The 13,669-nt window shown below is 38.5% G+C and carries 8 protein-coding genes and 3 pseudogenes; 4 read left to right on the top strand and 7 right to left on the bottom strand.

Annotation, left to right across the window (positions count from 1 at the left end; translation table 11 throughout):
* Window positions 1–620: 620 nt before the first annotated feature.
* Both H2245_RS10205 and H2245_RS10200 read left to right on the top strand, forming a co-directional pair.
* The gene (locus H2245_RS10205) at window positions 621–3,659 is read left to right on the top strand and encodes an NERD domain-containing protein (RefSeq protein ID WP_182407289.1); all 3,039 of its coding nucleotides are present in this window, start codon (window positions 621–623) and stop codon (window positions 3,657–3,659) included.
* The gene (locus tag H2245_RS10200) at window positions 3,652–6,012 is read left to right on the top strand and encodes a M48 family metallopeptidase (protein WP_182407288.1); all 2,361 of its coding nucleotides are present in this window, start codon (window positions 3,652–3,654) and stop codon (window positions 6,010–6,012) included. Before H2245_RS10205 ends, H2245_RS10200 begins: the two co-directional genes overlap by 8 nt.
* Window positions 6,013–6,275: 263 nt before the next feature.
* Here H2245_RS10200 and H2245_RS12130 read toward each other — a convergent pair.
* The 6 genes and pseudogenes from H2245_RS12130 to H2245_RS10170 all read right to left on the bottom strand — a co-directional run.
* Window positions 6,276–6,431: pseudogene (locus H2245_RS12130) on the bottom strand (IS3 family transposase); the annotation flags it as partial.
* A 389-nt stretch (window positions 6,432–6,820) separates the two neighbouring features.
* Window positions 6,821–7,954, bottom strand: coding sequence for a hypothetical protein (locus H2245_RS10190; protein ID WP_182407287.1), 1,134 nt, complete (start codon window positions 7,952–7,954; stop codon window positions 6,821–6,823).
* Between the two features lie 40 nt (window positions 7,955–7,994).
* The gene (locus H2245_RS10185) at window positions 7,995–8,804 is read right to left on the bottom strand and encodes a histidinol-phosphatase (RefSeq protein ID WP_182407286.1); all 810 of its coding nucleotides are present in this window, start codon (window positions 8,802–8,804) and stop codon (window positions 7,995–7,997) included.
* Window positions 8,801–9,829, bottom strand: coding sequence for a radical SAM protein (locus H2245_RS10180; protein WP_182407285.1), 1,029 nt, complete (start codon window positions 9,827–9,829; stop codon window positions 8,801–8,803). Before H2245_RS10180 ends, H2245_RS10185 begins: the two co-directional genes overlap by 4 nt.
* Before the next feature lie 408 nt (window positions 9,830–10,237).
* Window positions 10,238–11,158: pseudogene (locus H2245_RS10175) on the bottom strand (IS3 family transposase); the annotation flags it as partial.
* A gap of 104 nt (window positions 11,159–11,262) precedes the next feature.
* Window positions 11,263–11,427, bottom strand: a complete 165-nt coding sequence (locus tag H2245_RS10170) for a transposase (RefSeq protein WP_182407284.1) — start codon at window positions 11,425–11,427, stop codon at window positions 11,263–11,265.
* Window positions 11,428–11,491: 64 nt separating this feature from the next.
* Between H2245_RS10170 and H2245_RS10165 the strand changes: the two are divergent.
* Window positions 11,492–12,160 (top strand): annotated as a pseudogene (locus H2245_RS10165) (IS3 family transposase); the annotation flags it as partial.
* A gap of 91 nt (window positions 12,161–12,251) precedes the next feature.
* Complete coding sequence (gene csx16, locus H2245_RS10160; protein ID WP_182407283.1) at window positions 12,252–12,560, top strand: CRISPR-associated protein Csx16; 309 nt, start codon at window positions 12,252–12,254, stop codon at window positions 12,558–12,560.
* Between the two features lie 78 nt (window positions 12,561–12,638).
* Here the strand turns inward: csx16 and H2245_RS10155 are convergent, their stop codons facing one another.
* A complete protein-coding gene (locus tag H2245_RS10155) occupies window positions 12,639–13,667 on the bottom strand; it encodes a Gfo/Idh/MocA family protein (protein ID WP_182407282.1) in 1,029 nt (342 codons plus the stop codon).
* Window positions 13,668–13,669 lie beyond the last annotated feature (2 nt).

Raw genomic sequence — 13,669 nt, 5'->3', positions numbered from 1 at the left:
GTCAGGATAGCAGACGTCGCTGTCGCGCACTCAAAGACTGTCAGCAATTTAACGGGGGTTTTTAAGCATAGAATTAAGCAAACTAAAATACAATCACTCTATTAACTTCCACAAACCTAATTCTACGGGATTTTAAAGGCTAACAATAATGAATAGACGATATACCGACGGTGATATCAAACGTGATTGGGGCTACATACGTGATATGGCCAGTCAGAACGGTTTGACACTCAGGTATCATAATAAGAAGGGTGAATACCCACGTACCTTCGAGTTAGTAATTGCTAGTACTCCAGTGGGTACGGATTGTACACTTAAAAACTTATCTGTTCCTGATATTGAAAATGAAGATATCCTCAGTAATGGTCTGACTATGGAACAAACTATCATAGCTAAAGCCATACGATCTAAGAAGTAACAATAGTAGATATCTCTTCACAAGATATCTACTATTGTTGTTCTCTTTGCTCTACTACAGGTCTTTATTAATATATCTAGGTCAAATGGCAAGTCTGATAAAACGACCTAAAAATACTTCTTCATTGGTTTTGCTACAGGAGAGAGTTCTAAGTTGTCATTATAGTTTCTATATGTGAAGTCGTTGTTTTTAAGGAAGAGAAATGCTAGAAATTCGTAGGGGTTTGTCAGTCAGGAGTTATGAGAACACCTTTTTTAGAGAGTTCGCGCAGAACCTATCTATGTTATTTGATAGATACGGCTTAGAGGGCATACTTATTGGTAACTCTATATGCGTTCAGTCTGAGAACCTACAGATTGATGGCTTGCTCGTTGCAAATAACACGGTATGTATAATCGACTTCAAGAATTTTGGTGGTGCAATCACCCTACCTAACCATAAAGACTTTGCAGATTCAGTGTGGACGAATGAAAGTGGTGATTTAATCAAGGGTGGCAGCCATATAAACCCCTACAAGCAGCTCACTCAGCAAAAGAGAGCAATGATATGGGTTCATCATAACAGCCCACTCAAAGAAGCCATACAAGCTCATGGCGACCTACTCAACCCCTCTCACGCCAAGCGAATAGTCTGCTTCCAACACCCTATTGAGTTAATTGGCTCAATCCCTCGAAAAGACGAACTAGATTTTTTCATAACAGATAAAAATGGCTACTTAGAGGTCATTAAGGACATCCTTGATGTAACCGACGATGAAGTCAATCTTAGTGGTAAATCATTTGAGATATTTAAAGATGTGTTTAAGGCTGATAGCTTTCAGTTAAATGAAGCATATAGTGAAGATGTTGTGGTGGTTGATACAACGCCTGATGTTGTGAATGAACCTAAGATTACTACCAGGCCTAAATTTGATATTGATTTTGGCGTGGCTGAGAGAATTGGTAGTAATAGCCTTTATGCCGACCAAGAAGCAGCTTTGCAGTACATCAAGCAGTTCCTAGAAGACGATGATGAAAAGGTGTTTATACTTCAAGCTGCATCACAAAGCGGCAAGTCCTATTTAATACCTCATATTAAAGATATGGCTTTCAGACATGGGTTTCTTCAAGTTGAGTTATTAGCGACCTCATACAAAGTGATAAAGAACCTTTTACATGATAATAGCGATTTTAGTAGTATGTACGGCTATATTTATGGCGGTAGCAGTCAATTTGTTGAGGAATACGACGGCAAAAAAGGCGATAAGTCCGATGTGATTGATGTGGTAGAAGATGACTCAGGTTTGGATGGGTTTATAGAGATTATCCCTATAAAGAGTTGCGACGATGAAGATAAAACCCTTTACATCGTCGATGAAGCACATCTGCTTTCCAATTCATTTGTTCAGCCACTCATAAAGCAGTTCGGTACAGGCAGAGTGCTTGCCGACTTCCTGACATTCATGAATTTGGGCGAAAGTAAACGTAAGGTCATATTTATTGGCGATCAATACCACATGATTATGGGTAAAAAAGATGAAAATGCGCTTAATACATTGTTCTATACCTCACACCTTAAACTAAAGAATGAATCCAAGGTTTTCTCACTAACCCCTAAACAGGGTAATGACATAACCGCGCAGGCTCGTTATTTAGTTGATGATATCGACAAAAAACGCTTCAACAATCTTAGTTTTGACTATGGCGATAACTTCACACTGCTAGATAGAAGCGATACACCCAAACTGATTGCAGACAATCTAAAAAACGATTTCAAAATTCTAAACTACACCAATAAATCCTGTAGTGCGGTCAATCTGTGGATTAAGAAAACGCTGCTCAAGAATGGCATTATCCTTACGACAGACGATCTCGTCCTAATCAATAATAATGTAAATGCGCTCTCAGTGGATGACACCATCAATCCTGCCAAGCGAATATTTAATGGCGACTTTGCATGGGTTGTTGATACTGGCGAATCAACAACCCATGTTGTCGAAAGAAAAAACAAAGAGCCTATTACGTTATTCTTCAAAGACCTGACTCTTAAATTGTGCGACTCAGGAGAAACAGTAGAAACCTGCTACTTAGAAAACTATCTTGCCGAAGACTTATCGGAAGATGAAAAACTAGCCATTAAGATTCTAATCAATCAGAAGCTAAACATACTGCTTAAGTCCTACCCTTTTGAGGGTTCGCAAGCTGAAATGGAGGTCATGGCATCAAAAGCATACCAAGATCAACTAGGTATTATCGAAACTCTCAAGGTTAGATTAGAGAATGGCGAAAAAGTCATTACTAAACTTAAGCAAGAAGAAGCGACGTTGAAGCGCATTGTTAAAAAGGCAGCTAAGTACCATAAACGCGACTCTATGCGAATGGTAAGACACGACACATCAAGTGATTACTTCAAACTATCCAATAGCCTTCATTTGCGTTATGGGTGGTGCATCACTGTCAATAAAGCCATGTCGTACAGATGGGATAGTATCTTGCTTGATGCGAAGCCAGCCAACAGAGGTACGATGAATGACGCTTACTTTCGTTGGTTGTACTCAGGCATCACTAGAGCCAACCGTAAGGTCAACATCGTAAACATTGAAAATATCTCACCATTTGACAAAATTGTTATTGAGGACAAGCCTAATAATAAAATCCCATCTTATCTGGTGCTAGATAGCACTATAGACAAAGGGCTACCTAGCCAGCATGGTTTTGAGCAAAACGAATTTACCTCAATCACCGTTCAAATTTTTGACCATGTGAATACATTGATTGGCACTCACGGCTTGACGGTTAAATCCATACGCCATAACAACTACCAAGAGGCATACGAGCTAACCGATGGCGCAAGTAGCACACTCGTCAATTTTTCATACAAGAAGAATGGTAATGTGCAAGTCAAGCCAGCGTCAGGCAGTAACAATGATCTCAATAGTAAGGTGGTTGGCATGTTTGCCAGTGCCAAGGGTCTTGAGAATTTTGAGTTCGTCACGCCTGAATGGAAAGCAGGTTGCTACGAGAGTATTAATGACGCATTAAATGGCAAGGGCTACTCTATTCAGTGGATAAACGAAGACAAATACAAGGACACAATGAAAATATCAGGGGCTGGCTCGTACTTGTTGGTTGAGCTGAATTATAACAATATCGGCACATTCTCTAAAGTCGTTATGACAGCATACTCAGACGAGGCTATCAAAAGCACTTTCGTTGACGTATTAGAATCATTCATGCCTAAAGGGAGCGACGATAATGGCTAGATTAATCAGTAACAACACTTCCTATCAGAATAAATACGCTGATAGTGGCACTAATCAAGTCACAGCACTTCGTAAGCAAGGTAACTTACAACAAGCCCATCAGTTAGCTATGACGCTTTATAACGCGGATAGGAATGACGAGTGGGTACAAAGAGCATTGGCGTGGGTATTACACGACATAGTTAAGGCTGAGTTAAAGAACAACCCTAGTAACGCTAACAATTGGTTCAATCAGCTGGTAAACATGCGCCTGAACGACCAATACATCAATGAGGGCATTGAGCGACTTAGAGTGCAAATGAGTCCGACAAATCACGCTGTTGAAAACGCCAACAGGTTAAGTAAGGCACACCAGCATCAACAGGCATTGAATGAATTTAGAGCTATAAGCAGTCAGTATGGCAACCTACCTGTTTCGCAGGCTGAAAAGTATGGCTGGGCAATTTACAGATGCCTTAAAGCCGAGGCTGAGCAGATGCCTGTGCTTGCGGTAAAAAGAATGCTAGTTGAATACAACAACCTGAACGTTGAGAAGCCGAGCATGTTGCATTCTCAGATACTAGCGTTTGTGATGTACTACAGTCGCTCAAATCAAGGTATTGATATTTACAAATATTTCTTAAGTTGGAATCCTGCTTATCTTAGTCCAGAGGATGTAAGACCAAGTGAGTACCAAGGAAAAGTGACGGCAGCTCTCTTAGAGCGGCTTGGTAAGGAATTGGTCAACTCACCCTCTGTTATTGACTTCAACGATCTTGATAAGCGAATAAAGATACCGCACAACATATCGCTGATAGACAGTTACTGTGAAAGTATTTTTTGGTTGGCGATGAATGCTAATAAAGAAAATCGGTTGCATGACCTGTGGAATATCTTAGATAGGTATGTAAATAACTATTCAGGCTATGGCGCAGGTAAATGGCATTCGGAAATACTTGTGGTAGCAGAGAGAACGATGATTGAGACTCAAACATGGCGATTCCCTAGCTTCCTACAGCGTTGGGGCGTACAAAACTTCCAGAGAGAAGATTGGGTTAGAGGTGTCTATAACGACAAGCCTACTAAGTCATTAGTTGAAAAAGCACTCAGTAAGTTAATCGACTCTATTAAAGACAATCAAAATCAAAATCCAGATGAAGTACGGTGGATGCAACCGCTCTTTGAAAAAGCAGCCACCCATTATAATAAGGATGTTTGGGCACTCAGGAACTATGCACGGGTCTTAATCAAGGTTGGTGAGCCTGATAAAGCAATTACCTTATATAAAGATGTACTGCTAAGTCTTAACGATCAAGCTTATGCTTGGCATGAACTCGCTAAATTATTACAGGCAAGTGAACCAAAAATTGCCATATCTATGCTTTGCATGGCGATCAGCAAACAGCCTGCAGAAGATTTTTTAGGTGATATTAGACTCAACTTGGCGACGCTGTTAATTAATCAGCAGAGTTTACGGGAAGCAAAAAGAGAGCTGGAAACTTATGAGAGTCATCGAAAATTCAAAGAATGGAAAATATCGCAAGAATTTAATAAATTGATGGCTGGCTTGTCCGAAGTAACCGCTTTGGATTACGACAGAAATTACTATAGAAAAAATACTGAGCTTGCTGAGAGTTATATCTACAAAGATATTGCGTGGCAAGACTTCCTAGTGTTTCAGGCTTGGACAAGTACCAAGAACGACAAGAGCGATGAAATGATTGCGGTGAGTAACTTACAAGATATTGAGATAGTCACTAAAAGTCGTCGATTTAAAGCACTAAGAAACACCAAGATTAACGATGTAATCAAATGCAAGGTTTACTACGATAAAGCCAAAGAACGTCATACTGCAGTCTTGGTTGAAAAGTCAGATACTACCTATAAAGACATTATTGGTAATGCGATGGAAGCTATCGCAGTCATTGACGGTGTTAATCAGAATAGAGAGCTATTCCACTATCATCACAGTGAGGCTATAAACGGTAATATCCTATTTGCTAATTCCAAAATTGAGCCGAAAGTTGGTAAGTGTATCGCCATTAAGTATTTCATGCACTACAACACTAAGTTCAAGAAAAAGATGGCAAAAGTACTTGATGCGACTGATACAGATAAAACCAACAACGCTATCGTTAAGAGTGTTTACGGTGAGGTTAGGCTTAAGTATAAAAAAGATGGCAGGACACTAAGCTACGATCAAGCCCAAGGAACAGATGTGGATATCACTAATCCAAACTTTGCTTTTTTAGAAGATTATCATATCCCAAGCAGGGTAATCAAAGAAGCAGGTATTACGCACGACCAAGACGTTAAAATTCTAGTGCTGCTAAAAGAAGGTAAATGGAACACCATTGAGATAGAGAAAGTTTAGACAAATCAGTAGAGCGTGTTGAACATTGAGAATAAAATGATGACAAAAAATAGCGAACGTCTAATCTTTAGGTTCTCACACCAAAAGATTAGACGTTCGCTATGCCCCGGACCATACTCAAAGATGAATACTGGACTAGGCTAAAAGCCATCTTACTAGAACTGAATAGTCATATTTCACTAACTATTTTTCGCGAAGTACACTGTGGCCTTTTTTAGCATCTCTCGTTCCTCTTCAGCTATTTTTAATTGCCGTTTGAGTTACTTAATTTTTTCAAGAACTGTCATAAGCTCAGGAGCATATTTATCTGTATCGACAAGCTTGCTTTGATTGCTTTTGTTATGCCAATTGGATAACGTTTACATCGCTATTCCTAACTGCCGAACAGTTGCACTCAGATTAATGTTGTTGTCTACTATTTTTTTGACCGCTTCTACTTTGAACCCCTTACTATAGCTCTGCTATTTCTTAGTTATAATAAACTCCTCATCGAGTCGTTAGTTTACCAAGTTTATTTCTATGGTTTCTTTAACATAACTCCATTGCCATGGAGCACCTAAACTCAGATATTCCCTTTTTGAGGAATTACATGATCAACTAGCTGATAAAAGCCGTACAAACATTTTGATAGTTATTTCAAAAACTTTAAAACTGACCGTCAAAGTGGGGAGCGAAGGGAATATCGTCATCTGCTGGGCCAGGTGGAAGACCATGACTAACATTGTTTTGACTTATTTTATTGTTGGGTGCTTGCTGGTCGTTCCGAGGCTCTTGACGATCAAGATGACTGATTGGTTTGTTATTATCCTCATTGCCTTACCATGCCACTTTCATCTAGAATATTGAGGTTTTTTAAATATCCTTGCAGCATACTCAAGGAAGCTTTGCTTCTATTATCTTCTAATAGATCGCTTCCTAAAGCTGCTACATAAAGTTTCAGACAGTTTTTCGAAGGTATTTTTGGTAAGTAACGCTCAAAAGCTAAAATATTATTCTCAGAGAGAACCAATCTTAATGTTCTAAGGACAGGTGTAAAGTCAGGATGTGATAAAAACTTGATCACCTCATCATCTAAAATCTCCTTTACTAAACTCATATTCAACTTTTCTTCAGCTGACGCATCCCTAATAGCTTTAATAGGATCTATAGCTATTGGATAAATTGATTGAAAAGATTTAGCTCCGTTGCGCATAGACTCAAAAAATACTTTATCTGCAGTAGCTCCTGTAACTAAAACATCATCACCAAAAATAACGTGCGTACTTGACCATTTATAGAAATTTTCTGCAGGAATAACATGATCTTGTTTTACGTTAACAATTTCTCTTTCCTCACTGCTTAAGCTTGCATAGTTCTCACAAGCAGGAGCAAGTCGAGGCAATTTGATATTAATTATTGTAGGCAATCCCAGATTAGCTAGCTTTAGATTAATATTTTCAACTACTATTTCATAAATGATATTTGCTGTAGAAGGAACATTACGCCACCCTGTTGTCATCATCACTACATTTCCACCATCTAACCTCGCCTCTTCGAACATTTTTCGCCAATGGCTATTGGGATAATTAAGTGCTTGACTAAGATTTGAAATTACAATTCCCGCCAGTAGTCTAATGTCTTCTATACTTCCATATTTAGCTTTACTGTAAGTTTCTAACAACTTACCTATTGGAGTATTTAATTTTAAATCGTAAAAATTACCGTCATTGTCTAAAGAGATGTAATTAACTGCATGGCCTCCAAAAAGAGAGACATATTCATCCATGCTTATCAGTTTTTTCCCTAATAAATATGAAGCGAAGGCACGTACACCTCTTTTTGCGTCATTATAATCAGAGCGAGCTACAACTGTTTTAAAGTATTTAAGTTTTTCTCTATCAGTTGTCTTGGATAGTATTTCTCCATTTAATGTAGAGAAATTTTTATTTTCTAAGAAATCCACTGTTTAAGCCTCTTAATATTCAAATTAAACTATTAACTACTTAAGCGACCTCAACATCTATGCGTTGTCTAGACTTGAAATAACTAATATTTTTTAGACCAATAGGTATAAGCTCACTTATTATTTCTTGTAAACCTTTTCCTACATCAACAGGATCATGGGCATCAGAGCCAATTGTAAATGTAGTACTGAGTTTAATGAGCTCAGCTACAACTAATTTTGAAGGGTAAGACCACTTATCATAAGTTTTTTGACCTAACTCTATATCAAAAGAAGATTTTCTAAGCCCTGATGTATTTAACTCATACCCTATGTTATTTTTCTTAAAAAGTGGTAACAGAGGTTCTATGTATCTCCAATAAACATCTTCTGAAACACTCCTCAGAATAGTATCTGGATGGCCAACTACATCAAATAATTTACTTTCAATAAGCTGTCTTAATGCTGAGAAATAACTGTTCAAAACCTTAGTTTCGTTTAAATGAGGAAGATCCCAAACTCTTACTGTTTCATTTTTTATAGGAATATAGTGGATAGAACCTATTATAAAATCTAATTCAAGCTGAGAAAGCATTTTCTCTAAATAAGAATAAGATTCAGGCATGAAGTCTAATTCAAGTCCAGTCAAAATCATTATGTCATCATCATATATCTCTTTAGCTCTATTTATATCTTCAAAATATTGATTAAGCTCAGTTTCAAGTAAGCGATTTTTTGAGTCAACATAAAATGGTGCGTGATCCGTAATAGTTAATATTTTCACTCCCTTAACTATTGCTGCTTCCACTAATTCATTGACACTCCCAACCGCATGTTTAGAATAATGTGTATGTGCGTGTGAGTCTATCAAGATGCAATCATCCGTTCTATAAAGTCATCATGCTGTGCAATCTCTTTGACAACCCAGTAAGGATTATTAGCTTGCTCAATTAGCTTCATTGCAAAGTCATTATCTTTAATTTTTTCGATCAAGTCTAAAAATGGCATAGTATACAAAGTTTTTATTAACGGCGTATCATCAGCAAATTTTTGTAAGTGCTTCCATGAGATTATATCGTGATTAATATTTCCTATCTCAATATTTTCTATTCCATAAAAATGCACATCGCCACTCGGCTTTACTGTAATATCCATTCCATTATTAAGAGGATACTTATTTATGCTTCCAAGTGTAAATTTCTTACCTGTCTTTTCCTCAATAGCATCAATATAACCATAAATATTTAAATATTCAGATGTTGCCACGTGGGTTGGCTTTACCAGATTTTTATAATCAATTCCAAAATATTTATTATCAATAATTAACTGATCTTCTAATATCCCTTGTTCCTTTATCTCACTTTTAATCGATAGGTTCTTCAATCCATCTAACAAATATCCTCTAGTAAAACCTCGATCTATATCAATTGACCTAAATGATAGTGTCAAATTGCTAGGGTTGTTTTTTAACCAGTACTCAAGACTAAATGCATGCGGCTTATGTACAATTTTTTCTATATGATAATAATCTGAACTCAGACGGATATTACATGTATCTCCATTATTCTTCACAATATCGTTTGTTTTAATATAAAATTCCTCAAGTAATTTATGAGGAAAAAATCCACTTGTAATAAATTCAAATGATTTACCACCTTCTGATAGCTTGAGAATCTCATGAAATACACTTACGTTATTCAATGGCTCTCCTTCACCACTTATTGAGATTCGCTTGACATCTGGTGAGTTAATTAAAACTCGTAAATTATTTTTCGCATTATCGGTTAGCTCCATATTTTTACCGTTTTTATGCTTATCTGCATACATGCAAAATGCGCATCCTATTCCACATATCTGTGTAATATCAAGGTAGAGTAGATGCCCAGTAAGTTTCATATATTAACCTTCCTTATCAATTATAAAAATTTTTACTAAAATTTAACTATATTTAATGTAATACTCTAAAGAAATATGCTTTGCTAATCATTAAATAACTTAGCTACGGCATTCAAGTATTTATCTCATAAATCATTACTTAAATCATCTAGTAGCAATTTAGTATCTTCACTTTATATAAACTATGCTAAAAAGACCGTAGTGATAAACTCAGTAACTTAGCGACTACATAAGGAAGATATCATGACTAATAAATAGTCAGCTGATTATATATTATAGTCCAAATGATTACTTCAGATACACATAGTAACGTCAGTTAGCTGATGCCTATTTATCGACAGCTGAAAAAGAGAAACGAGGCTTTAACAAAACTGAGCTATGCTTAAGAAACCGTAGTGTAGTGGTCAACTAATTTAGGACAATTAGTAAGAGGTTTTTATTAAAGTAACGTCTCTCTTTTTCAGCTGGTGTTAAATAATTGTTGAAAGTATGCGGTCTCACGGTTTGATAATAGCCCCAGATATAATCAATAATGGCGCTTTTAGCCTCAGTGATATCCTCATAACCGCCCTTTGGCATCCATTCTGTTTTAAAGCTTCTAAAGAATCGTTCGGTTGGAGCATTATCCCAACAGTTTCCGCGACGGCTCATACTTTGTATCATGCCATTACAACTTGCTAAGGATTCAGTGAATGTCTTACTGGTGTAATGGGTTCCTTGAGCGGAGTGAAACAGCACTCCAATTGGCTGTAAGCGCGTCTGATATGCCATCTGCAGCGCTTTGGTTGTCAGCATACTGTCAGGCGAATCTGACACGGCAAAGCCCACTATACGCCGAGCATACAAATCTAACACCACCGCTAAATAGCACCAACCGCCTTTAATACGAATATAGGTGACATCGCCCGTCCAGACTTGGTTGGGCGATGGGCGGCTAAAGTTACGGTTCAGTATGTTGTTATGAGCTTTGTGTTCTTCATCAGCGTGCTTGTATTTATGCGTCTTCAATTGACAGCTTTTAAGCCCCATGCTGCTCATAAGCTTACCTACCATATAGCGTGTCAGCTTGATGCCATGCTCATTCATTAATATAGCGGCAATGCTACGAGCCCCTGCTGAGCGCTTCGAGTCGTTAAATATTTGGCGGATTAAGGCTTTGGTTTTGACAGTGTCAAGGCTAATTGACTCGGGCTTTAGTCCATAGTAGTAACTGCTTTTCATCACGCCAAATAGCTTGCACAGCTTACTTTTACTGACACGCTTGTCTTGCTCTGCAAGCTGGCTGATCAACGATAGCCGTTCAGACTGTCCAAGGCCAGCAGAGCAGAAGCCTTTTTTAAGATGTCGCGCTCCATAGCCAGCCGCTTAACCTGTTTACGCAGCTCTTGAAGCTCGCGCTGTTCATCGGTTAAGGCATTGCCAGTTTTAGGTGCTTAACCCTCTATTTCTTGTCGATACTGACTCAGCCATTTCTGCAGGGTAGATTTGCCAATACCTAATGAGCTTGCCACATCAGGTATTTTACGTTTGTGATCAACGACTAAACTGATGGCTTCTAATTTGAACTCTCGGGTATATTGATTGCGTTTGTTGGTCATACTATTTTCCTTCTTTGGGTTAGTATAACCTTATAAGCTGTCCAATTTAATTATGCCACTACAGTATGCTTATCTTACAGGTCAAGGTTATGCCATCAGTAAATATATGGTTAGACGTATCAAAGAAGAGTATGGCATCAAATGCCGTCGTCATAAGCGCTTTAAAGTCACCATCAACTCCAAACATAATAAGCTGATTTATTCGAACTTGCTCTATCAGAAATTTGATGCCAATCGTCCTAACGAAGCTTGGGTCAGTGATATTAGTTATATATGGACAAACGAGGGTTGGCTATACTTGGCAGATGTTAAAGACATCTACACTAAAGAGCCGGTCGGCTACGCCACAGGCAAGCGTATGACCGCAGATTTATTTTGCTGTGCACTCAATATGGCCATCAAGAATAAACGACCTAGCCAAGGGTTGATTTTACATTCTGACAGAGGTAGTCAGTACTGTAGTTATGAGTATCGAAAAATCATTAAGAAGCATAAATTGAAAGGTTCAATGTCTAAGCATGGCAACTGCTTTGATAACGCTCCCATAGAGAGCTTCTGGGGCGTCTTAAAGAATGAGCTAGTGTATCACCAAGACTATAAAACAAGATTCAAAGCTATTAGCGATATCACTAAATATATTGAACTAAATTACAACCAGACTAGGATTCGAAAGGGTTTAGGCCATAGAACGCCAAGACAGATGTGGTTTGACTTTTATCGTCAGACTGCATAACTAAAACCTCCCAAGTTAATGTCTACAGATTTGACAGCATAGGTCAGCGCCTGTCAGGATTAGTTTTATTGATAAATGGGTAGGAGAGGATATGAGAGTGTATTTGGTGAGTCGTCATCAAGGTGCGGTTGAGTGGATGCAACATATGGGACATCACTACGATCAGCATCTAACGCATTTAGAGAATTACAATGATCTGTCGGCAGGCGATGTCGTTGTGGGGTCATTACCGATCAATATAGTAGCGGACTTGGCTCAGTATGGCGTAAGCTATCTGCATCTGAGCCTATATATTCCAGAACATCTACGAGGGATTGAGCTGACAGCGGAGCAGCTGTCTAGTCTTGATGCGAGGCTTGAAGAATATGAAATAAGGCGAGTGGTCAAGACCAGCTTATAAACTTTACTTTGCTGATTATTACTATCCTAGTTATTTAGCACTAAGCACATTTTAATTTAGAACCTACCTCGAGCACTATTAATAACGAATAGATAATGCGTATGCCTGCTCTATCTTGAGCATAATAGGCAGCTGATCCCATATGACATTATCATCCCAACGGTTAATACGTATGCGTAAGGCGAAGTCGGTCAACTGCTGCACCATTGCTTGCTGCCATTCGCGAGAGGTGTCATATACCTGCTTATCATCTACCCAAACCCCTTCTCTATTGGCGCAGATTTGCTGATTGCCACACTTCAGTACTATACGTTCAGACTTTTGATAGCCGCCCTGATTATCTAACTCACCTTTTACCCAAATATCTACACCTATCCACGTATGCTGTGAGCGTGCCATCAGCCAGCTACGATCTTCATTTTCTATCCCATCATCGACTCTATCATCATGCCACATAGTAGCAGCGACCACATCAAAGTCGCCAATCAGATACATCAGCAAGTCAATCATATGGTAGCCAGCATCTAGCAATGCGCCACCACCTGATATAATACGGTCACCACGCCAACCTAAATTGAAAGACTCTGCATGATCGACCCGCCCTTTGCCCAAATGCAGATGGGTATGAACTTCATCAGGAATTAGCTTATGATCGTTTAGATATTGGGCAAGATGCACATAGCTTGGATGCGTACGACGCTGTATGGCAGTCATCAGTCCGCATTTTACTGTGCTTGCCTGCTGCATAAAAGCTCTCGCCTCTTGATAATTACGACCAAGTGGCTTTTCTTTTAAAATAGGCTTATTACAGCGCAATATATCTGTCCAGATAAACTCATAAGCATGATGCGGTAACGCCAAAATAAAAGCATCGAACGCTATATCAGACGCAAGCAAATTAGGTAAGGTTTCAAATAATTGTAGTTGTGCTGTCGGATAATCTGCCTGAATTTTGTACCACTGTTCAATATCAGAATCAATGCCAGCGATGATTTCAATATCTGGATGATCTAGAGAGGCATCAAGATGTTCATGAGCTTGATTGCCAAGTCCAAATAGTACACAGCGTATCTTTAGAGTAGTAGAACTGATAGCAGTCTGCGTCATAA

It is taken from the genome of Psychrobacter sp. GP33, from assembly GCF_014119005.1.
In the GTDB taxonomy this organism is placed as follows: Bacteria; Pseudomonadota; Gammaproteobacteria; order Pseudomonadales; family Moraxellaceae; genus Psychrobacter.
The sequence above is the reverse complement of the archived record's forward strand: the minus strand, read 5'-3'. Positions and strand labels throughout refer to the sequence as shown.

Coding starts and splice junctions, on each gene's coding strand:
- H2245_RS10205 (WP_182407289.1), top strand. CDS start 621: ATGCTAGAAATTCGTAGGGGTTTGTCAGTCAGGAGTTATGAGAACACC.
- H2245_RS10200 (WP_182407288.1), top strand. CDS start 3,652: ATGGCTAGATTAATCAGTAACAACACTTCCTATCAGAATAAATACGCT.
- H2245_RS10180 (WP_182407285.1), bottom strand. CDS start 9,829: ATGAAACTTACTGGGCATCTACTCTACCTTGATATTACACAGATATGT.
- H2245_RS10170 (WP_182407284.1), bottom strand. CDS start 11,427: ATGACCAACAAACGCAATCAATATACCCGAGAGTTCAAATTAGAAGCC.
- csx16 (WP_182407283.1), top strand. CDS start 12,252: ATGAGAGTGTATTTGGTGAGTCGTCATCAAGGTGCGGTTGAGTGGATG.
- H2245_RS10155 (WP_182407282.1), bottom strand. CDS start 13,667: ATGACGCAGACTGCTATCAGTTCTACTACTCTAAAGATACGCTGTGTA.